We start from the raw sequence: 21950 nt of genomic DNA on the forward strand, positions 1-21950 counted from the left end.
CATCTCATTTGCCGAGCTGCCCTTTTCATGACATAAATAATTTTCTTTGATTAACAACAGGCTAGAATTCATTTCATGTCGAAAATCGGGTATGATAAAGACAAAGAAAAGCGAAAGAAGGTAGATAAAATGGTAATATCCCAAGTAATGCAGTTAATCACCGGTGTTTTTGAAGGATTATTGGGTATTCCAGTCTTTGGCGGTATTTATATCATGGGGTCGGGCTATACGCCATTATTCGTCATGCTGATTCTTCATATTATTACATTACTCCTCGCCAGCCGGGATAGAAGATGGATAGCGGGCAGTGTTTTAGGAATTGTAACAAGTATTATTGGCTTTATCCCACTTGTTGGCATGACATTGCATTGGATTACATGTATTGTATTGATTATTTCCGTATTTCAACCAAGAAGATATTAAAAAATAAGCCTCCTGCTACATTAAGAAAGCAGGAGGCTTATTTTTGATAGGAGTAATATATAGTTTATTCCGGCCACCAATGAAAGCCATTTCTTTCAAGCAATTCATCTGCAGCTTTTGGACCCATCGAACCAGATTCATAATTCGGGAAATCCGGTTTTGTATTTGCCCAGCTCGCTAAAAGACGATCAACAAATTCCCATGACAATGCAACTTCATCCCAGTGTGTAAAGTTCGTTGCATCACCAAGCATACTATCGTAAATAAGCTTTTCATATGCTTCTGGAGTATTGATACCAGATTCTGAATCTTGGTGATAAGCCAGCTGAATAGGCTCTGTTAAATTACCATTCCCTGTTTTCTTCGCATTCAAATGAAGTGTAATCCCTTCATTTGGCTGAATGTTAATAACGAGCAGGTTAGGATTTCGTAAATCATCTTTTTTATGATAAAGGTTCATTGGAATATCTTTAAATTCCACAACAATTTTGGTTGATTTTTCTTTCATTCGTTTTCCTGTACGAATATAGAAAGGAACGCCGGCCCAGCGATAGTTGTCAATAACAAGCTTTGCAGCAACAAAGGTTTCTGTTGTGGAGTCTTTTAATGCTTCAGCTTCATCCTGATAACCATTGACTTTTTTTCCGTCGATTTCCCCGGGACCATATTGACCGCGGACAAAATACTTGTGAACCTTCTCTTCTTTGATGGTGCGCAGAGCACGCAATACCTTGATTTTTTCCGAACGAATTTCTTCGGTGCTGAGATTGATTGGCGGCTCCATAGCAAGCAGAGCAACCATTTGCAGCATATGGTTTTGAATCATATCCCTTGTTGCACCTGATGCATCGTAGTAGTGTGCGCGTTCTTCAACACCAAGTGTCTCACTGCTTGTTACTTGAATGTTATTGATAAATTGGTTATTCCATAAGTGCTCAAAGATTCCATTCGCAAAACGGATAACTTCGATATTTTGAACCATTTCTTTTCCTAGATAATGGTCGATTCGATAGATTTGATTTTCATCAAAAGCAGCTTGAAGCTCTTTATTCAGTTTTTTGGCAGAAGGTAAATCATGCCCAAAAGGTTTTTCAATCACTAAACGCGTCCATCCAGACGTTTCTTTTAAGCCATGGTCTTTCAGCTGATTGGCAATGGTCCCGAAAAAGTCAGGAGCCATCGCTAAATAAAACAGGCGATTGCCTTCCGTATGATATTCCCGTTCAAGAGATTCCACCATAAATTTTAAGTCAGTATAGGAATCTGTCGATGTAACATCAAATGATTTATAATAAAAATGAGAAGTGAATTCAGATATATCTTCATCCTCGGAAGTCAACCCTTGGATAGACTGCTCTACCTTCTCACGTATAATGTCATTATCCCATCCACGGCGGGCAAGCCCGATAACCGCGAAATTCTCGTCTAGTTTACCGCTCTTATAAAGGCGATAAATGGAAGGATATAATTTACGGTTCGCCAAATCTCCAGTTGCTCCAAAAATCACAATCGTTGCCTTTGGTTGTATAGTTTCACTCATGATTAGGTTCCTCAATTCTTTAGTTTCTGTAAAGATGTTAAAAAATGCGTGTAAGTATCCTCTAAAATGCTGATTTGAAAACAGATGGAAATGTCCAACAGACTAAATCCATCAAGGTTTTGACCGCGCCAATTTGGATTGAAAGGCACATTTTACAGGGAAGCTTTGGAACACGCACAAACACATTAAAAATTCCCTAAAGATAGAAGGGGATTAATCATTTACTTTACAGAATGAAAGGTGGCTTTGTCAATTTATTTACCTCTAAAATGGAGTTAATAAATTAATTTTTCAGAATTTGTTTGGAGTGAACTGGATATAATGGAATTATTATAAAAAAAGAGGGGGGAGTATATACAACTGCTTAGCTTGATGGAATTTATAAAAACCATCTGCAGTAAATATTTACCCAGTTTATCTGAAAAAAGACTGGCTTTATTTTAAAATGATTGGTAAAATATAGACAATTCAAAGAAAGGAAGTGGTCTATTGCTTACAGCACCAGTTATTCTCGAAGAAGAAGCAGACTACATGAAGCATGATCGGCTGACGAAAAAGCTGATTCAAGAGTTTTTTGAAGAGTTTATCGAAGCATTTTTCCCCAATCTCTATCCCTACATTGATTTCTCCAACGTGACCTTCCTCGAACAGGAAGTCTATCTGGATTACCTCAATGGCCGCAAGAAAGAAATAGACGTCCTCGCCGAAGTTAAGCTGAATCATGAAGACAAAATCCTGCATATTCATACGGAAGCACAATCGACCCGTGAAGCAAATTTTCCTGAAAGAATGTTTCTCTATTTTTCTTACCTTTACGCCAAACACCGCAAACCCATTCAACCCATCGCTGTTTTGAGTTATAATAGGGAAAAAGAAGAACCTACGCAATTCAGAATTAATACACCCATCCAAGACGTCCTTCAATTTAACTTTTTACAATTACACTTAATCAAGAAAAACTGGAGAACTTATATTCAATCAGACAACCCGGCCGCAGCAGCCTTGCTCAGTCAGATGGGGTATGAAGCGCATGAGCGGGTTCAGGTGAAGCTGGAGTTTCTGCGCATGATCACCCGGATGAAAATCAACCCGGCGCAAATGGAATTCCTGTATGGTTATTTCGAAACTTATCTAAAACTAAACAAAGAGGAGGAAGCGCAAATGATGGAGCAAATGGAGAACTTGCCGGAGGAGGAAAAAGACATGGTTTTGCAGCTGCCGAATTCTTATTTTGAGAGAGGATTGGAGAAAGGGAAGCAGGAAGGGAGACAAGAAGGAAAACAAGAAGGAAAACAAGAAATAGCTTTAGAATTGCTGGCAATAGGCATGCCAGTCAACCAAATAGCAGAGATCACAAAATTAAGTAAAGAAGAAATTAAAAAGCTGGTAGGCAAGTAAATAAAACGAAGAAACAAACAATTTTCATAAGACAAAAAAGGGAGACATTTAAAAATATACCGTCTCCCTTTTAGAATTGTACGAAGCAAAGCTTTTATCAACGAAGGATTGGTCACTTCAATGAAAATGAAAAAATTACGGCTTTGTCTTCTGCAGCTTCATCATAATCTGATTAATAACCTGGGAAAACATTAGACCAATCGCAATGCCTCCAGCCAGAAGCATCACTTGGGCTGAAAGCTGAATTGCCGTATTATAATCATTTTCAACAAAGTTTCGCATGGCATTATAGGCGACGCCTCCAGGCACGAGCGGGATAATGCCGGATACCGTGAAGATAATGATTGGCCTTTTTAGAATACGGGAACAAACTTGGCTGAGGATGGAGACAAGAATTGCCGCAAAGGTGGTTGCAGCAACGATATCGACATGAAATTCTCTGAGGGTGTAAAAGAGAATCCAGCCAAGCATTCCGACAAGACCGCATGGAATCAATGATTTTTTTGGTGCATTAAATAAAACACCAAAGCCTGCAGATGCAATAAAACTGGCAGCAAGTTGAACAATAATATCAAACATTTGTATTCTATCCTCCATTTAAGCATTCGCAGAGTGTGACGACTTCTGCGTCTGCCACACCGATGAGAGCTGCCTTGTTATTTTCGGATGACAGCAATTAAACTGGAAAAAACCCATAAACCATCGCAATTCCGGCTCCAATCGCTACAGCGGTAAGCAGTGACTCGATTCCCTTGGAAACACCGGAAACAAGATGACCCGCCATTAAATCGCGAATGGCATTCGTAATTGGGAGCCCGGGAACAAGCGGCATAACCGCGCCGATAATAATCATTTCCAGACTTCCGCCAAAGCCGAGCAAAAAACAGATCGCAGCTGTTAAACCAATGAACGATGATCCGATAAATTCTGCGAGGAAGCGGATTTCAATCATTTTATCAAATAGAATCATCGTCGAGTACCCGATACTTCCTGCAAGACAGGCTGGTAAAAAGTCAGCCCACGTACCGCCGAACATTAAGGAAAAACACCCGCTGACCAGTGTGGCTGCAAGCACTTGGAAGCTTAAAGAAAAGGTCGGTACATTTTTTTCTAACGTTTTTAATTTATGATAAGCTGTCTCCAAGGGAAGCTGATACGCGACAATTTCCCGGGAAAGCTGATTCACATCATCAATTTTATGTAGATCTGTAGCGCGTTTGGTAATCCGTAAGAAATAACTGCTTTCAGTATAATCGAGCGAGAAGTGCAGTCCGGTTAATGTAGCATAGCTTTGAGGGTTTTCTACCCCATAAGACTGTGCGATCCGGTCCATGGTATCCTCGACCCGATACGTCTCTGCTCCAGAAGCCAGCATAATCTTTCCGGCTAATAAACATATTTTTTCTACAGTAACAGATTGCTTGCTCAAAACATAACCTCCGCATCCGGTTCAAACTAAGTTCTATTATAGGTAAAGCAGTCCCCGAAAGAAAGGTATAAACCTAAACTTTTTTTGAGAAGTCTTCTTATCCTGGTGGATGTAAATGCAAAAAGAAAACCCGATGTGCAAGAAACACATCAGGATAGATTAGCTGACGATTAACAGAATAAAAACAATTGCAATAATAGGAACCGCATTTCCTAAAGCCATCGCCATAAATATAAATGGCTGGATCCGCTGTTTGAGCTCTTTTTCGACATTACCTGCAGGAGAACGCTGCGAGAAGATATAAAAAATATGAATAATCATTAAAAGGGCAATAATGACAATTGGAATCAGCGCATCCGACATGTCCAGCTGTTCACTTGGCGGGAAGATAAATCCCAGCACAATCATCGCAATTGGCAAGATTTCAAGAATAGAAAATTTGGTAAAAAAACGGTTTAAATGCTGCGGGAACTTTTCCGGCTCTGTCAGCATGTTATCCATGGTGGAACGGAATACAACAATCATTCCAAACACAGCGATAGCAGCTGCTAATACATAAAGATATAAAAACATATGAGGCACCTCCTTTTTACAAGCTGATATTCCTAATGAATGTACCACAGCCGCAGCCTTAAAAAAAGATGCGCTTTACCTATTTCTATTCCAGCAAAATCCCCGCCATGAAAGATTCCCAAAGAATAAACGGATAAATCATTGCGCAATATAGGAAGAGTCCTATATAATTTAAAGAAGTCCACAGGAAATGATGTCGAAATAAGGGAAAAATAAACATACAAATTTCGACATGGAACCTTTAAAGTCTGGCACTTGAAGCCAGATGAGCAAAAAGAAACGCAATGGGAACAGAATAGGAAAATCAACCTATCTTCAACCCTGCTGCTGACCAAATGAAAGCCATTCTTTTTAGGAGTATGTGACTTGTAATATTTAGGAGAATACTATGCTAAACTATGTAGATTTAACAATCGCCTTTTTAATTTCTGCCATCTCAGCTTTGCTGATTACCTATCCAGTGAAAAAGCTGGCAGTAAAAATAGGAGCAATGGATAAACCAAACCATCGAAAAATACATCAGAGTGTCACACCAAGATTAGGTGGATTAGCTATTTTTGCAGGTGCTTTATTAGGTATGCTGTATTTGCAGCCAAGACATGTCTTCATAGATGAAATTTTGATTGGCTCGCTTATCATTTTGATTACCGGAGCGCTGGATGATAAATATACGATACGCCCTTTAATTAAATTATCAGGACAAGTCATTGCCGCGAGTCTGCTGATTTATGCGGGTTTGATTATTGAACGAATCACCATTCCGCTTTTGGGCGTTGTGGAACTAGGCTTTTTAGGTCCGGTGCTGACCTTCTTTTGGATTATCGGAATCACCAATGCCATTAATTTAATTGACGGCTTGGACGGACTGGCCACGGGAGTGACAACAATTGCGATGATCAGTATCTTCGCCATGGCGATTGTGGACACGCAGGTGCTGGTTGCTTACTTATGCATTACCTTTATTGGCGCGAATATCGGCTTTTTATACCATAATTTTTACCCCGCCAAGATATATATGGGGGATACCGGATCTAACCTGCTGGGCTATATCATTGCAATTATTTCGATCTTAGGTCTGTTTAAAAACATTACCTTCTTTAGTTTTATTATTCCGATTGTGATTTTGGCAGTGCCTATTTTTGACACACTGGTAGCAATGATTCGCCGGCTTTATAATAAAGAAAGCATTATGACAGCAGACCGCCGCCATATTCATTATCAATTAATCGATGCCGGCTACAGCCACCGGAAAACAGTGGTGATTATCTATCTGTTCAGCGGCTTGTTCGGGGTGATCGGGATTCTCTTTTCCGAAGCGGATCTGGCCATTTCCCTTGTTTTCACAGCTGTGATGATATTTCTATTACATATTTTTGCGGAACTCGCCGGACTGGTTATGGGAGGGAGAAGACCTATTGTCACTATCCTCCGGCGGATAAAGTCATTTATATTTAAACCGTTTAAGAAAAAGAAGAAATCAAGAAAAAGCAGTGACTAATCGCATGTCACTGCTTTTTTGATGTTCCGCTATAATCAAGCTTCCTTATAAGCTCCAGTATTTAAAGCCTTCAGCTTCCAGCGCATCTCTGCCGTAAGCTCCCTTAATATCGATAAATACCTTCTCATCCGTCCGGTACATTGGATGGAAATCACTTACCTGGTATTCCTGATATTCCTGATGCGGTACAGCTAAAACAACCGCATCCAAATCGGTTAATTGATTATCCTGAACCAATTCAAATCCGAAAACCTCTTTGACTTCCTCAGGTTCTGCTTTTGGATCATGAACCAGCACATCGACACCGTATTCCGTTAATTCATCCACGATATCATTGACCTTCGTATTACGTACATCTGCAACATTTTCTTTAAATGTCAGTCCGAGAATGGCAACACGCGCGCCATCCACCTGCAGCTTCGACTTAATCATTTTCTTGATGATGCTGCTGGCAATATATCTGCCCATATCATCATTGATTTTTCTTCCCGCTAGGATAATCTGCGAATGATAGCCGAGCTGCTCTGCTTTATAGGTAAAGTAATAAGGATCCACGCCGATGCAGTGTCCGCCGACAAGACCAGGAGTGAACTTCAAAAAGTTCCATTTCGTGCCGGCCGCTTCCAGCACATCCTTCGTATCGATATCCATCTTATTGAAAACCATGGAAAGCTCATTCATAAAGGCGATATTGATATCCCGCTGTGAATTCTCAATCACCTTTGCCGCTTCTGCAACCTTGATGGATTTTGCTTCAAAGACACCAGCTTGAATAATGGAACCGTATAAAGCGGAGATTTCCTTTAATGCTTCCTCATCTGAGCCAGACACAATCTTTTGGATAGTGACAAGGGTATTCACCTTATCGCCGGGATTGATTCGTTCCGGAGAGTAGCCTACTTTGAAATCCTTTCCGAAAGTCAATTGAGATTTTTCCTCTAAAATAGGAATGCAAACCTCTTCCGTTGTCCCCGGGTAAACCGTTGATTCATAAACAACAATTGAGCCTTCCGTAAGGTGTTGTCCAACTGTCTCACTTGCTGAAATCACAGGTTTTAAATTCGGCGTTTTATCCGAATTGATCGGTGTCGGCACAGCGACGATATGAAAGGTACAATCGCTGATATCGCTCGGCGCACTTGTGAATTCCAGGGTAGTTTCCTTTAGCGCCTCACTGCCGACTTCTTCTGTTACATCAATGCCTTTTCGATATTGCGCAACCTTTGCTTCATTCAGGTCAAAACCGACCACATCATATTTTTTTGCTAATTCCACTGCCAGGGGCAGTCCTACATAACCCAGACCAATGACGGAAATCTTAGCTTTTCTATCTTGAATTTGTTGAAATAGATTCATTTATTTAGCCTGCCTTTTTAAATGTAAATTCATGTAACATCTACTTGTTCCATATTATACAATTATCTAAATTAGATGTATAGTAAATGGTAGTTAGACTTATTGTAACCTAAGCGATTTATTTCATTAAAATACACTGGAGGGATGCCGTATGACAGTAAAAAAAGCAATTATCCCCGCAGCAGGACTTGGAACAAGATTTTTACCAGCAACAAAGGCGCAGCCAAAAGAAATGCTTCCCATTGTAGATAAACCGACGATTCAATATATTATTGAGGAAGCAGTGGCCTCCGGGATAGAGGATATCATTATTATTTCTGGAAGAGGCAAGCGCGCGATTGAAGACCATTTTGATAAATCATATGAATTAGAAGAAAAATTAGAGCAGAAGCAGGATTGGGAGACATTAGAACAGGTCAGAAGCATCTCTAAACTCGCAAACATTCACTATATCCGCCAGAAGGAACCGCTTGGCCTCGGGCATGCCATTGGCTGTGCCAGTTCATTTATCGGCAATGAAGCCTTCGCTGTCTTGCTTGGCGATGATATTGTGGTGTCCGAAAAACCATGCTTAAAGCAGCTGATTGATGTCCATGAGGAACACCATGCGGCTGTAATAGGCGCACATTCCGTTCCATGGGAGGATGTATCGAAATATGGAATCATCGACCCGAAAAACAAAGAAGAGACGACAGGCAGAACCAGCTTTGTTCATGATTTAGTTGAAAAACCGGATGCGAAGGAAGCGCCGTCCAACTTGGCTATTATGGGAAGGTATATTCTGACACCGGAAATCTTTTCTATTTTACAGACGCTTGAACCAGGCAAGGATAATGAAATCCAGCTGACAGATGCGTTAAAGAAACTCAATCAGACACAGGATGTCGTTGCTTATAATTTTGAAGGTGATCGATATGACGTGGGCAATAAATTTGGTTTTATTGAAGCAACGATTGATTTTGCGCTGGGAAGACCGGATTTAAAAGCAGATGTGCTGGCGTATATGAAAAGGAAATTAGAAGAAGAGTAAGTAGAAGGGGGATGCGGGCTTTATAGTGGTCTGCATTCTTTATTATATGCAGGTAAATTTAATAACTTCTTATTTTCAAACAAAACATTGGGACTTTTCTTAATATTTTGTGGTGGAATTATAAAAGCATAAGGCGGGCAAGCACGTATCTTATGCAATCAAAAACTTCCCCAAGTTGGCAGTAGCTAACTGAAAGGAGGTGAACCCCTTGGGGCAAAAAGAAAATCGCACAATGAAGAAAAAGCGAGAAAGGCAACAAAAAAGAATAGCTATAATCAAAGGTCTGACCACCCTTGCAAAAGATATAGTTGTTCTGATTAAGTTGTGCTTGTCGTAAATAAAAATATTTTTTCGTCCTCATAAATGAGGGCGTTTTTTCAAAAAAAAAGCTGGGAACCACCCCAACTTTTTTATTCGCCCTTGAAGCGAAAATCGCACAATATTTCTTTACACCCTTATTATAGTAGCAATCAATGCTTTGTGTCAAATAATATTCATGCAAGCAAGCATCTATTTCTTAATAAGGGTGATATATATCTATTCCCTGTAGAGCGCTTTTTATTCATGTTATTTTAAAATAGCACAAGCTTAGTTTGCTGTCATTCTGCTAACTAGATTGAATCACAAATTTACAAGGAAAAAGAGAAAATACTTTTCAAGATCCAGTGCTCTTCGATGATAGCATTCATAAGCTATAAAGTCATCATCCCAAATAAGCCCTCCTTTCTAATGAAACAAAGCCCTCCATCCCTTTGTTTCATTTTTTCTGCTTCAGCAACCGTCCTCAAGCCTTTTTTCACAAAATAGTCACTGTCGAAAATTTATTTATCCGCACCCCTATGTTATAATGCTTCTGGGTAAAATATCGACAAATTACTTTGCAGGGGAATGAAAAAAATGGGGGAAAAGAAAAAAATATTTTTCTTTATATATCAGTTGGGTTCCGGCGGTGCGGCGAGAACGATGCTCAATTTATTAAATAACATGGATTTGGAGCAGTTTGAGCCGACATTGATTACCTTGAATTATGAAGGCGATTATGAAAAATACTTAAAAAAAGAAATCACCTTTATCAAGCTGCCGACCAGAAGACTGCGTTCGGGAATCATCCCTTTTTCCAAAATAATTAAAAAGGAAAAACCCGATATTGTCTTCAGTACCATTCCTAACTATAACCTCATTGCCATTGCAGCAAGACTGCTGTCCGGTCACAAAGCTAAAAATATTGTCCGGGAAGCAGCGTTATTAGGAACAGAAGGAAAAAGAAATACGAACCTGAAAATATATGGATTGGCCTATCGATTTTCGAAAAAAGTCGTTGCTCTTTCTGAAGGGGTAAGGCAGAATATCATTCAAAACTACAAAGTAAACCCGAAAAAGGTACAGGTTATTTATAACCCGGTCGATGTGGAAAATATAGAATCCTTGATGAAGCAAGGAGAAATTGCCGAGGAGTATCAATCTATATTTCATGACCCGAAAGAAAAAGTGATTATTACAGCAGGACGCTTGGTAGACGATAAGGACCAGGCGACATTGATTCAAGCTTTTGCTAAAGTACGTAAAAATATTTCAGCCAGCCTTGTCATTCTTGGTGAGGGAGAGCTGGAAGAGAAGCTGAAAAAGCAGGTAAAAGCATTGCATCTAGAGGACGCTGTATTTTTTGCAGGCTTTCAGGAAAATCCATATGTTTATTTTAATCAGGCAGATATTTTTGTATTGTCTTCCAAAAGAGAAGGGTTCGGGCATGTGCTGACAGAAGCGCTCGCCGCCAGAATCCCGATTATCTCCACCGACGCCAGACCGGGCGCAGCAGAAGTCCTGGATAATGGTAAATATGGTGTGATTACACCGGTAGGAGATGCAGATGCACTAGCTGCACAAATGGAAGATGCTTTACATTGGGATGATGAAAAAAGAAACCAGGTCACGGAAAAAGGCTGGGAACGAGCGGTATCCTTCCGTGCAGAGAAGATTGTCAAAGAATATGAGAAGCTCTTTAAACAAACGATTGATCAATAACGATGAATAACCAATAGAGAGGACAGCTGCAATGAATGAAAAAAAACGTGTTGTTCATTTAACAACAGTACATCATCCTCATGATCCGAGAATTTATCATAAGGAATGTAAATCATTAAAAAAAGCTGGATTCGACGTATACTTAATTGCCAAAGAAACAGAAACAGGAATAGATAGAGAGAGCGGCATCAAGCATATCCCAATCAAAGATTACACAAGCAGATGGGAACGCATGACCAAGGGCGCCTGGACACTTTATAAGCAGGCGAAAAAATTAAAAGCGGATGTGTATCATTTTCATGACCCGGAGCTGCTGCCAGTCGCATGGCTGCTTAAAAATCGCCGGAATCATGTGATATATGATATTCATGAAGACTACATCACGAGCATGCTGCAAAAAGAATATGTACCGAAGCCGCTTCGTAAATTTGCTGCCAAAGCATATAAGAAAATGGAGCAGTTTTTTACAAAAAAGATGGAACTAATCCTTGCTGAAAAGTATTATAAGGATATTTATCCGGATGGGGAATGTGTGTTAAATTATCCGATGGTAAATACGGCCTTTATAAAGCATCAGCGCAAAGGGGAAATAGAAGATAAATTGATTTATACGGGCAATGTAACAGATGTGCGCGGTGCATTTCTGCATGCAAAATTGCCTTTAATAGATGAGAAAGTCACCATGAATTATATTGGTAAATGCTCCACAGAATTCGCAGATGAGATTTACCGCATCGCTCGCAGCCAGTCAGACCGGATTCAAATCAAGGGAGTGAACCAATACATTCCCAAAGAAGAAATTGAACAAGCTTATTTGAAGCATAATTGGCTGGCAGGGGTTGCGATTTTTCCGGAAACAGAGCATTATATGAAGAAAGAATTAACCAAGTTCTTTGAGTATATGAATGCCGGTATTCCAATTATTTGTTCCAACTTCCCTGTCTGGAAGCAGTTTATCAATCAATATCGATGCGGTATCACTGTAGATCCGCATAATGACCAAGAAATAAAGGATGCGCTGGATTATTTAAGAAATCATCCGGATGCAGCGAAGCAGATGGGCGAAAACGGGAAAAAAGCTGTCCAGGAACAATTGAATTGGAGAGCGGAAGAAGAAAAATTGATTGCCATTTACCAGCGTTTAGGAAACAAATAGGACGAAGTGAAGTAGGTGAACAACTTGGGAGATAGCAAACCGATAGTCTCTGTCATTACGCCAACCTATAACTCCGAGCAGTTTATTGCAGAAACCATTGAATCGGTGCAGGCACAAACTTTTTCAGAGTGGGAAATGAATATTGTGGATGATTGCTCGACAGACCGGACGGCAGAAATTGTGAAAAGCTATGCCGAAAAAGACGCACGTATCCATCTAACCGTATTAGATAAGAATCAAGGCTCGGCAATCACACGCAACACAGCTATGGACCAGTCGAAAGGACGCTATATTGCCTTTTTAGACAGCGATGATTTATGGCTGCCGGAAAAGCTGGAAAAACAGCTCGCCTTTATGCGAGACAACGGGGTTGCCTTTTCATTCACACAGTATGTGCGTATGAATGAAGACGGCACAGATACCGGTGCAATCAGCACAGCCCCTGCAACCGTGACGTATGAGGATTTAATGAAACGCTGCGTCATCGGCTGCCTGACCGTCATGTTAGATCGCGAAAGAATAGGCGAACGGCGCATGGTCAATATCCGTACCAGACAAGACTACGCTTTCTGGCTGGAAATCACCAGAAACGGCCACTTTGCATATGGACTTTCAGAAGTGCTCGCAAGGTACCGCCTCGTAGGCAACTCCATTTCCAGCAACAAATGGAAAGCAGCCAAACGAAACTGGTACGTATTCCGGGAAGTAGAACAACAAACCCTTCCCAAAACCCTATACTACTTCTCCCACTACGTAACCCGCTCACTCCGGGATTTACTGAAATGGAATGCGAAGAAGTAGGGATAGTTAAAATGTGATAACAGATTAATACAACAGAATAGTTGATATTTCAGGATTGAAAGTATAAACATTTCCTTAGCGGAGGAAAAACACGGAGACTCCTATGGGAAAGCGCCGTGCGAAGACCCCGCAGGGAAAAAGTGCCCTTCTTTTTACCGAGGAGGCTGAGCGCAAGCCCATGGAAAGCGTAGTGTTTTTCCGCAGCGGTTGCCAGGAAGCTATATGACTCCAAAAGCAAAGAGAATAAGTGAAACCATGTAGTTCAACGTATACTATTAAAAAAACAATATAATTTTGGTGTATAATAGTAATTAAGCTCAGGAAACCTTCTAATAAGGGAACCTGATAAAGATATGATTGAAAAAGCCACTTTCCATAAAGGACAACTTACAATATGTCCACAGAAAGTGTTGAAACAATTAGGCGGTGTCAAATTATAATGAAAAACTATATACAAGAGATTTTACGGAGAAAAGATTTACTCTTCTACCTCGTAAAATCCGGACTCAAAGCGGAGCACCGAAACAGCTACCTCGGTTACTTCTGGTGGCTGCTCGATCCGCTGTTAAACGTACTCGTATTTTATTTCTTAGTCGTTATTATCTTAGATCGCGGAGGGCCAAATTTCGGTTTATTCCTGGTAGTCGGTTTAGTTGTCTGGAGATGGGTATCGACAAGCATGAACTCAGCATCTAAATCGATTTTAAGGTACAGCTCGATTATTAATCAGGTCTATTTGCCAAAATCATTATTTCCGATATCCTTTACGCTGACGCAATTATTTAACTTTGGATTTGGATTAATTGTCATTGCAGGATTTTTGATAGCATATGGTGTCTTTCCGGATTGGCATGTTATCTATTTGCCAGCGCTAATCCTGATACAGCTGACCTTCCACTTAATGCTGGGACTTGTATTAGGATACGCTACAATATTTATTCGGGATATTGATAATTTACTCAGCTATGTGACGAGACTCTTTTTCTACGCGTCACCAATCATTTGGGAAGGCGGACGCTTGCCTCCTGAATACAGTTTCTTTGTCGATATTAATCCGATTGCGATACTGGTAACATCCTACCGTGATATTTTAATGTTTCATCGGGCACCGGACTTTCTAGGCTTGAGCATCATTTTTGTTGGAAGCTTAGCAATATGTGTCTATATGATTTATTATTACAGTAAGAACGAACACAAGATTATTAAAGCATTGTAATCCATGATGCGCCTTTAGCAGAATGGAATGAATCAAGCACGCAGCATAGGATGAAAATTCCCTCTCTCTTTTTAGGGGAGAGGGTTTTACAGAATACTGGAGCATGACCTCATGGTTCAGATAAAAAGCTATCGTGCGATAAAAGAGGTTTTATTATGTCAAATCATGATAATGAAAAAATCGATAAACAGTCGAAAGAAGAGGTTGTTGTTTCGAAAAATATAGCCGTATCCTTTCATGATAACCGGCATGCCGATGATTTAAAATCCACCCTGACGAACCTTTTCAAGAAGAAAAAAAATAAGAAGAAATCGGAAAAGGTATGGCCGTTAAAGGATATTACATTTACCGGCTATCAGGGAGAAATTTTAGGAATTATCGGTTCAAACGGTGCCGGTAAAACGACGTTGAGCAAAATCATTACCGGCATTCTTACACAGGATGAAGGAATAATGAACGTCGATGGAAATGTAACAGCTCTTTTCTCTTTCGGCATGGGCTTTAATAAAGAGCTGACAGGCAGAGAAAATGTCTATTTAAACGGAATGATGCTCGGCATTAATAAGCAATTAATTAATGATTATATTGAAGATATTCATGAATTCTCGGAGATTGGCCAGTTTTTTGACCAGCCGATGAAATACTATTCCAGCGGGATGAAGGCGCGGCTCGGTTTCAGTGTCGCTTCTCACCTTCAGCCGGAAATCCTCATTTTGGATGAGGCATTGAACACAGGAGATGTGAAATTTGGCAGCAAGGCAGCTGCAAAGCTCAAGGAGCTGGTTGCGAATGCGAAAATGGTAGTGATTGTTACCCACAGTCTGCGTTATGCCCAAAAGAACTGCGATCGCTTGATCTGGCTGGACAATGGCTATGTCAAAGAAATTGGAGATCCAAAAACCGTCATTGAGCATTATAAAGAAACGGTCCCTCCCGTTGCGCGTCAAAGAAGGCAAAAGCGCAGTCTGAATGTGACTAAGACAGAAACAAATGTCGGTAAGGAATCGATCGTAAAAGCAGAGAATGTCGGCATATCCTTCAAGCTTCAAAATAAAAAAGAAGACTACTGGGCATTAAAAAATGTCAGCTTCGATATTAAAGAAGGAGAAGTCGTCGGCATCATCGGGCATAATGGCGCCGGGAAAAGTACACTCTGTAAAGCCATTACAAACATACTCAGACCCGATGAGGGAACCTTGACGGTAAATGGCCAGACATCTTCCCTGCTCGGCTACGGCACAGGTTTTAACGCACAATTAACAGGAACAGACAATATTTATTTAAATGCGATGCTGTTAGGAATCCCAAAGGAACGTGTGGATGAAAAATATGATGAAATCATTGAATTCTCCGGTATCCGGAAAGCAATCGATAAGCCGGTAAAGCATTATTCAGCAGGAATGAAATCACGCCTCGGCTTTAGTATCGCAGCAATTTTAAAGCCCGATGTATTTATCGTCGATGAAGCCCTGTCAACAGGCGACCTTGCCTTTCAGGAAAAAGCCAGTGTCCGCATCCAAGAGATGATGGACCACGCCAAAGCAGTCATCATCGTATCCCACAGCATGGGCTTTGTCGAAAAAGTATGTACCAGAGGCATCTGGATGGAACAGGGCCAAGTGAAATTCGACGGCACCGCAGAAGAAGCCGTCGCAAAATACCGCGAAGCCATGGGCGTCCAAAAAAAGCCAGCAAAGAAAAAACCAAAAGTCATCAACGCCAAACAACCAGTCAAAGCAAACGCAGCAAAAACAAAAAGCGCAGAACAGAAATAAAGCAGTGGTATAAAATAATTTAAATTTATTTATTTTATCTTTCTCATCTAATAAAATAAATTATTTTTTCTATAGTTAAGCACTCTATCCAGCGGAGGAAATACACGGAGACTCCTATGGGAAAGCGCAGTGGGAAGACCCCGCAGGGAAAAAGTGCTCTTCTTTTTACCGAGGAGGCTGAGCGCAAGCCCATGGAAAGCGTAGTGTATTTCCGGAGCGACAGCTAGAAGGTAAAATATAATTTTAAACTTATACAGGTTAAATCTTTCGCAATAAATTCAACGGATAGAAGAAAAATGGTGGTGTCATAATGGCAGGAGTTATAAAAAAAATAGTGGCAGAACCAGTAGATTGGTTTATCTACTCGGTTTTAGGAGAGAAACAGCGCAAATACCTCTTAAACATCTTAAGCAACCAGCAGAAAGACGCCATCAAACGCGTCTTGCTCGGCAAAAAAGAAGCAGAGAGACAGCGCCTGAAACAAATCAAGTTCCATTTATATAATCTGGGCTTTATCGAGAAAGGCTTAGCCGATTTAGAAGCCTATATACAGGAAGCAAACGATCCATCCTTAAAAAGAACAGCAGCCTGGGAAAAAGTACTCTGGCATGCCAATCAATATAATGAAAAGGATGCGGCGATTGCATTAGAATATCTTCCGCTTGCCGAAGAAGGCGAAGTGCAGCCGGACCAGCAGCGCCGTATCGCTATTATCAAAGCAGAGCTGCTGGATGAAACGGGCGAGCGTGAAACAGCCAGAAACGTCTTACAGGACGCTTTAAAAGCAGGAGAACACGCAGATATCTATCTGGCGTTAGCAAATTTAGAAGCGGATATCAAGGATCGATTTGTTTATATCAATAAAGCATTCTCTCTCTATGACCTGGATAACATTGCCACCGATGAAACAGGCCAATATGACGGCCTCCATACCATCAAAACACATGAAAATATTTCAGATGGACCGCTGATCTCTGTCATTATTCCTGCCTATAATGCCGGGGATGGAATCAGGGTAGCAATTGAATCAATTCTGGAGCAGACATGGCAGAACATCGAATTGATTATTGTCGATGACCATAGCCCGGATAACACATTAGCAATCGTACAGGAATATGCAGCAAAAGACAGCCGGATTAAAGTCATGCAGACCCCGCAAAACAGCGGTCCTTACATTGCACGCAATATTGCCCTGGAAGCAGCGGCTGGCGAATTTGTGACCGTGAATGATTCAGATGATTGGTCGCATGCCTCCAAATTAGAGATTCAGGCGAAGCATCTATTAGCAAATACAGAGGTGGTTGCCAATACCTCCGAGCATGCGAGAATTACCGAAGAGATGACGTTGTACCGCAGGGGAACGCCAGGAAAATACATCTTCCCAAATATGTCATCGATTATGTTCCGCAGGGAGCCTGTATTAGAAAAAGTCGGATATTGGGACAGTGTCCGTTTTGCCGCAGATGGCGAGTTTAAACGCCGTTTGTTAAAAAGCTTTGGCACACGGACTTATGTTGACTTAGCTTCTGGTCCGTTATCCCTGCCAAGACAAGCTGTCACCTCCTTAACAGGAAGCTCTGCCTTTGGCTATAACGGCTTCTTTATGGGTGTGCGCAAGGAGTATGTGGAATCATTGGAGAATCATCATCAACGGGCAGAGGATGTCCGCTACACTTATCCAATGACGGAACGGCCATATCCCGTGCCGGAGCCAATGTGGCCGGCCAAGGAAGAAAAAACAGAGGGTTTCCGGAAGTTTGATGTCGTTATTGCCACAGATTTTCGGGCATTGAACGAAGCAGATTGGCAGGTATTCAACGACTGCTTACAAGCGACAGGGACCCGAATCGGCCTGGTGCAAATCAACGCCTATGATTTCGCGCTTCCGAAAAAAATCGACGAAGGCATTCGTCAAAAGTTAGATGGAGATCGTCTGCAGATGCTGGTGTATGGAGAAAAGATTGATGCGGAGAAAACCGTATGCATCAAGCCGACCGTGTACCAATATCAGCAGAAGTACCTGCCAACCTTGACGACGAAGCAGTTGGCGGTTGTACTGACAGAAGCACCTGACAATCAGGCAGCTCTAAACAATGCCGCCAAGCATATCGAAGAATACTTTGGTCAGCTGGGAGCATGGTTCCCGGCGGATGAACAGATACAGCAGGAAATCAAAAATACTATTCCAGCAACGGAAATCAAACAGGCATATGCCGACCGTGTATGGGAAAAGAGTTGTCTAGAAAATGAAACAACCAATCGATAAAACCGAGCTTCACACACGTCTGCAGCACGCAGAAGAAGAGCTCGATACCAAAAGAAAAGAAGAAGCAGCATTAAAGGAGACTTATAGACGCTATAAGTCTGCCTTTTTGTTTGCAGAAACCTTAAAGCAAAAGGCTGCCGGCTGGAAGAAGGACGGTATCTCGCTGGCAAAAGCAGTGCCTTCCTATGCTCTGGGACGGAGAAATATCAAAAAGCTCTACAGCACTTCTTATAAGCAGAAGGACGCCATCAACCAATTGAAGCCGGTCAAAACTTATTTATATGACCTCGGCTTTGAAGAACGCGCTCTCAGCAATTTACAGGATATGCTGTATCAATCCAACAATAAGTATCTTGTCAAAGCAGCTGCATGGGAGCTGGGGTTTTGGTTTGCCAATAAACTGACTCCAAACAGTGCAGAGCAAGCCGTCATCTATCTGGAAATTGCGCTCGAGGGAGAGCAGAATATAGACGTGCGCCGTCGTATTATCATCCTGCTTGCCGAAGCTTATAAAATACTGGGGCAGCATGCAAAAGGGATACAGCTGATTAAAGAAGCACTGAAACAAGCGCAGCATCCCGATTTACTGCTGGCATTGGCCAACCTGTGCCGAAAACAGGAGGACCGCCTGTATTGGATCAATGAAGTGCTGCATGCGTATCAGCTGGAGCCGCTTTATATCAATAACGAAATCTCAGGCGCTTATCTCTATGATCAATTAGACACCCACCCGATTCAGATAAAAGAAGAGCAGAATGAACAGCCTAAAATTACGGTCATCATTCCAGCATACAATTCGGAATCGGGCATTTCTGTTGCATTAAGATCATTGACAAAGCAAACGTGGACAAATCTGGAAATCATCGTTGTCGATGACTGCAGTCCGGATCATACCGCAGCTGTGGTCAAAGAATGGATGCAGCAGGATGGCAGAATTAAGCTCTTACAAACCGAAACAAATTCAGGACCGTACGTAGCCAGAAATATCGCACTCCAGCAAGCAACAGGAGAATTCGTGACCATTAATGATGCGGACGACTGGTCCCATCCGCAAAAAATAGAAATCCAGGCACGACATTTGCTGGAAAATCCATCTGTTATCGCCAATACATCGGAGCATGCCAGGCTGACAGAGGATTTATATCTGTATCGCAGGGGGATGCCGGGAAAATATATTTTTTCCAATATGTCATCCATTATGTTTCAGAGAATTCCAGTTTTAGAGAAGGTCGGCTATTGGGATGCGGTGCGTTTCGCCGCAGACAGTGAATTTAAAAAGCGGCTGGCGCTCACCTTTGGAACAGAGCAGGTGAAGGATCTGCCGACTGGGCCGCTTTCCTTCCCGATGCAATCCTCTGGTTCGTTAACGGGGAATTCCTCCTTTGGCTATAACGGCTTTCTTATGGGAGCACGCAAGGAATATGCCGAGGCACATAACCGGATGCATCAGCAAGCAAAGGGTATATATTTTCCGTATCAGCAGCAGAAGCGTCCATTTGCCGTGCCGAAGCCGATGCTTGAAAAAGGAGCCCGGCATCAGGTGGATGTTGCGTATATAGCAGATTTTCGCCAATATGATGCGGAGATAGGCAAGGAAATCAAATGGCTGAAGGAAAATGGCTTTACGGTTGGTTTGATCCAGCGCGGGATATATGATTTGAAGCAATCCAAGTTTATCCATCACAAGGTAAGGGACTTCGTAGATGGAGAGCAGGTATGCATGCTCGTTTACGGAGAAAAAGCAGAAGCGCAGCTCACTATTATCAAAAATCCACTTATCTTTCAGGAGAAGCAGCGCTATGTGCCGGAGCTCAAGACAACCGCAGCCAAGGTCATTATTAATAAAATACCGAAGAAAAATAATCCGGAATACAATATGCGCCAATGTGCAATGAGGTTGCACCGCTATCTGGGACAGGCAGCCGCATGGTATCCGGCGAGCATAGAAATCAGAGAACAGCTGATTGAGGAACAGAGCCATAGCCTCCGCTATTATCCAGTGGCGGCATCCAATTGGATAGAGGAAGAGCAGGCCTTTAGAAAGATGCTGAAAGATAATTTTGTCGTTCCAGGCAAATGGAAGGAAGGAGGGCATGAAGATGCCAGAGGATAAATCGTATGAAGAACTGATTGATCAGCTTATCGAAAAAGAAGCGCAGGTAGATGATACCAAAGCAAGTATTGCCAAGACAGATAAACAAATTAAAAAAATCATGAAAAGCAATACGTATCAAAAAACAGCTTCTATTCGCAAACTCCTTCCTTCCGGAAAAGAAAAAGATAATTATATCGCTTATCTGGAAGAACAGCTTCTTCACTATCAATCGGAAACCGTTTTGTTGAAGGAGCAGTTAGCAGAACGCGAAAAAGCGCTCGAGCAATTTGATTATAATACCCTTTGGAGATATATCAAAGAAAAGAAAGACAAAGGAAAAATCATTGCGGAATTAGATAAACGCATCGAGCAGAAAAAATTAGAAGACCGTCATTTCCGGGATTTGCTGGAGGCAGCTGCACGGCAGTTCCAGCAGGAAGAAACTGCCTTTAAACAGCGGATTTTCACCAAAGTATTAGCCGGAGCCAAAGGGCATGCTTCTGAATTCATGGCACGCGCAGGACTTACGGAAGACCCTGTCAGCCTGGCGGACGTCGCTTCCTATCGCGCCTGCATGAATATGCGTGTCAGACAATATCAGCTGTTAGGAACGCTCCCAGAATACGAATTAGACGATAAGCAGACAGCGTATCGCTTTATGGAAAAACAAGCGATACGCACGCCTGGCAGCCCGGAGGATATCTACACGATAGAATCCCTGCCGGAGGAAGAAAATATTGTTATCAAGCCGGCAAATGGCGCTGGAGGACGTGGAGTTTACATTGTATATGCATCTAGTGATATAATAAGTGTAAAGACAGGAGAGAAATTGGCGAACTGGTCTTTACTCAAGCATCGCATGGAAAAGGATCTGCAAGAAAATAAAGTGGATCAGGATGCCTGGCGCATCGAAGAATTAATTCTCGAGGATACGGCCAACAAGGTTTCTGGACGCGATGTGAAGTTTTATTGCTTCTATGGCAAGGTCGGCGTTATCCTGGAAATCATCCGCACGCCAGAGATGAAATACTGCTGGTGGGATGGACAGGGGAAACGCATCCAGACAGGAAAATATGAGGACAAAGCCTTCGAAGGCAAAGGAGTCTCCAAGGAAGAAATCGACATGGCAGAGAGAATCAGCAGTCTGATTCCCAGCCCCTTTATGCGAATCGATTTTCTGCGATCCGAAAATGGATTGGTTTTTGGAGAATTTACACCAAAACCGGGCAATTATGATGAATTCAATGATAAAATAGACACATATTTAGGAAATTTATTTATCGAAGCACAGGGGAAGTTAGATAGAGACCTGCTTCAAGGAAAAACATTTAAAATATAAATGCAGAATAACGTACTAAAATGGATTAATCAG

The 21950-nt window shown here is 41.6% G+C and carries 18 protein-coding genes; 13 read left to right on the plus strand and 5 right to left on the minus strand.

Annotation, left to right across the window (positions count from 1 at the left end):
• Positions 1–129: 129 nt before the first annotated feature.
• A complete protein-coding gene (locus tag BN997_RS03025; protein ID WP_042529572.1) occupies positions 130–423 on the plus strand; it encodes a hypothetical protein in 294 nt (97 codons plus the stop codon).
• A gap of 64 nt (positions 424–487) precedes the next feature.
• Here BN997_RS03025 and zwf read toward each other — a convergent pair whose 3' ends face one another.
• The gene (gene zwf / locus BN997_RS03030; protein ID WP_042529575.1) at positions 488–1963 is read right to left on the minus strand and encodes a glucose-6-phosphate dehydrogenase; all 1476 of its coding nucleotides are present in this window, start codon (positions 1961–1963) and stop codon (positions 488–490) included.
• A 489-nt stretch (positions 1964–2452) separates the two neighbouring features.
• Here zwf and BN997_RS03035 point away from each other — a divergent pair, with 489 nt between their 5' ends.
• Positions 2453–3361 carry an Rpn family recombination-promoting nuclease/putative transposase gene (locus BN997_RS03035; protein ID WP_244882324.1) on the plus strand — a complete coding sequence of 303 codons (909 nt, stop codon included), beginning with the start codon at positions 2453–2455 and terminating at the stop codon, positions 3359–3361.
• A 135-nt stretch (positions 3362–3496) separates the two neighbouring features.
• On the opposite strand, the gene BN997_RS03040 is transcribed toward BN997_RS03035, so the two are convergent.
• The 3 genes from BN997_RS03040 to BN997_RS03050 all read right to left on the minus strand — a co-directional run bounded on the left by BN997_RS03040 (position 3497) and on the right by BN997_RS03050 (position 5363).
• Entirely contained in the window at positions 3497–3940 is a 444-nt protein-coding gene (locus tag BN997_RS03040; protein ID WP_042529577.1) for a threonine/serine exporter family protein, read from the minus strand.
• A 97-nt stretch (positions 3941–4037) separates the two neighbouring features.
• Positions 4038–4790 carry a threonine/serine exporter family protein gene (locus BN997_RS03045; protein WP_042529579.1) on the minus strand — a complete coding sequence of 251 codons (753 nt, stop codon included), beginning with the start codon at positions 4788–4790 and terminating at the stop codon, positions 4038–4040.
• 159 nt (positions 4791–4949) lie between these two features.
• The gene (locus BN997_RS03050) at positions 4950–5363 is read right to left on the minus strand and encodes a hypothetical protein (protein ID WP_042529581.1); all 414 of its coding nucleotides are present in this window, start codon (positions 5361–5363) and stop codon (positions 4950–4952) included.
• A gap of 388 nt (positions 5364–5751) precedes the next feature.
• On the opposite strand from BN997_RS03050, the gene BN997_RS03055 reads away from it, so the two are divergent.
• A complete protein-coding gene (locus BN997_RS03055) occupies positions 5752–6861 on the plus strand; it encodes a glycosyltransferase family 4 protein (protein ID WP_042529583.1) in 1110 nt (369 codons plus the stop codon).
• A gap of 45 nt (positions 6862–6906) precedes the next feature.
• Here BN997_RS03055 and BN997_RS03060 read toward each other — a convergent pair whose 3' ends face one another.
• On the minus strand, positions 6907–8217 hold the full coding sequence (locus BN997_RS03060; protein WP_042529585.1) for a nucleotide sugar dehydrogenase: 1311 nt from the start codon (positions 8215–8217) through the stop codon (positions 6907–6909).
• 151 nt (positions 8218–8368) lie between these two features.
• On the opposite strand from BN997_RS03060, the gene galU reads away from it, so the two are divergent.
• The 10 genes from galU (at position 8369) to BN997_RS03105 (ending at position 21917) form a co-directional block, all read left to right on the plus strand.
• Positions 8369–9247: a UTP--glucose-1-phosphate uridylyltransferase GalU gene (gene galU / locus BN997_RS03065; RefSeq protein WP_042529587.1), complete on the plus strand. Its 879-nt coding sequence runs from the start codon at positions 8369–8371 to the stop codon at positions 9245–9247.
• 208 nt (positions 9248–9455) lie between these two features.
• The gene (locus BN997_RS23655; RefSeq protein WP_264299304.1) at positions 9456–9584 is read left to right on the plus strand and encodes a hypothetical protein; all 129 of its coding nucleotides are present in this window, start codon (positions 9456–9458) and stop codon (positions 9582–9584) included.
• A 560-nt stretch (positions 9585–10144) separates the two neighbouring features.
• Complete coding sequence (locus BN997_RS03070; protein WP_042529590.1) at positions 10145–11269, plus strand: glycosyltransferase; 1125 nt, start codon at positions 10145–10147, stop codon at positions 11267–11269.
• Between the two features lie 31 nt (positions 11270–11300).
• Positions 11301–12425 (plus strand): glycosyltransferase, encoded by a 1125-nt coding sequence (locus BN997_RS03075; protein ID WP_042529592.1) that lies wholly within the window; start codon positions 11301–11303, stop codon positions 12423–12425.
• A 15-nt stretch (positions 12426–12440) separates the two neighbouring features.
• Entirely contained in the window at positions 12441–13226 is a 786-nt protein-coding gene (locus BN997_RS03080; protein ID WP_042529594.1) for a glycosyltransferase, read from the plus strand.
• Positions 13227–13665: 439 nt separating this feature from the next.
• Positions 13666–14442, plus strand: coding sequence for an ABC transporter permease (locus BN997_RS03085; RefSeq protein ID WP_042529596.1), 777 nt, complete (start codon positions 13666–13668; stop codon positions 14440–14442).
• Positions 14443–14597: 155 nt separating this feature from the next.
• On the plus strand, positions 14598–16217 hold the full coding sequence (locus tag BN997_RS03090; RefSeq protein ID WP_042529597.1) for an ABC transporter ATP-binding protein: 1620 nt from the start codon (positions 14598–14600) through the stop codon (positions 16215–16217).
• Between the two features lie 310 nt (positions 16218–16527).
• Positions 16528–18483: a glycosyltransferase family 2 protein gene (locus tag BN997_RS03095; RefSeq protein ID WP_042529600.1), complete on the plus strand. Its 1956-nt coding sequence runs from the start codon at positions 16528–16530 to the stop codon at positions 18481–18483.
• Positions 18464–20596, plus strand: coding sequence for a glycosyltransferase family A protein (locus tag BN997_RS03100; RefSeq protein WP_084612816.1), 2133 nt, complete (start codon positions 18464–18466; stop codon positions 20594–20596). The genes BN997_RS03095 and BN997_RS03100 overlap by 20 nt, the downstream gene beginning before the upstream one ends.
• Positions 20583–21917 carry an ATP-grasp fold amidoligase family protein gene (locus BN997_RS03105; protein ID WP_244882325.1) on the plus strand — a complete coding sequence of 445 codons (1335 nt, stop codon included), beginning with the start codon at positions 20583–20585 and terminating at the stop codon, positions 21915–21917. Before BN997_RS03100 ends, BN997_RS03105 begins: the two co-directional genes overlap by 14 nt.
• Positions 21918–21950 lie beyond the last annotated feature (33 nt).

It is taken from the genome of Oceanobacillus oncorhynchi (genome assembly GCF_000821065.1).
In the GTDB taxonomy this organism is placed as follows: domain Bacteria; phylum Bacillota; class Bacilli; order Bacillales; family Amphibacillaceae; genus Oceanobacillus; species Oceanobacillus oncorhynchi.

Coding starts and splice junctions, on each gene's coding strand:
- BN997_RS03025 (WP_042529572.1), top strand. CDS start 130: ATGGTAATATCCCAAGTAATGCAGTTAATCACCGGTGTTTTTGAAGGA.
- zwf (WP_042529575.1), bottom strand. CDS start 1,963: ATGAGTGAAACTATACAACCAAAGGCAACGATTGTGATTTTTGGAGCA.
- BN997_RS03040 (WP_042529577.1), bottom strand. CDS start 3,940: ATGTTTGATATTATTGTTCAACTTGCTGCCAGTTTTATTGCATCTGCA.
- BN997_RS03050 (WP_042529581.1), bottom strand. CDS start 5,363: ATGTTTTTATATCTTTATGTATTAGCAGCTGCTATCGCTGTGTTTGGA.
- BN997_RS03055 (WP_042529583.1), top strand. CDS start 5,752: ATGCTAAACTATGTAGATTTAACAATCGCCTTTTTAATTTCTGCCATC.
- BN997_RS03060 (WP_042529585.1), bottom strand. CDS start 8,217: ATGAATCTATTTCAACAAATTCAAGATAGAAAAGCTAAGATTTCCGTC.
- galU (WP_042529587.1), top strand. CDS start 8,369: ATGACAGTAAAAAAAGCAATTATCCCCGCAGCAGGACTTGGAACAAGA.
- BN997_RS03070 (WP_042529590.1), top strand. CDS start 10,145: ATGGGGGAAAAGAAAAAAATATTTTTCTTTATATATCAGTTGGGTTCC.
- BN997_RS03075 (WP_042529592.1), top strand. CDS start 11,301: ATGAATGAAAAAAAACGTGTTGTTCATTTAACAACAGTACATCATCCT.
- BN997_RS03085 (WP_042529596.1), top strand. CDS start 13,666: ATGAAAAACTATATACAAGAGATTTTACGGAGAAAAGATTTACTCTTC.
- BN997_RS03090 (WP_042529597.1), top strand. CDS start 14,598: ATGTCAAATCATGATAATGAAAAAATCGATAAACAGTCGAAAGAAGAG.
- BN997_RS03095 (WP_042529600.1), top strand. CDS start 16,528: ATGGCAGGAGTTATAAAAAAAATAGTGGCAGAACCAGTAGATTGGTTT.
- BN997_RS03100 (WP_084612816.1), top strand. CDS start 18,464: ATGAAACAACCAATCGATAAAACCGAGCTTCACACACGTCTGCAGCAC.
- BN997_RS03105 (WP_244882325.1), top strand. CDS start 20,583: ATGCCAGAGGATAAATCGTATGAAGAACTGATTGATCAGCTTATCGAA.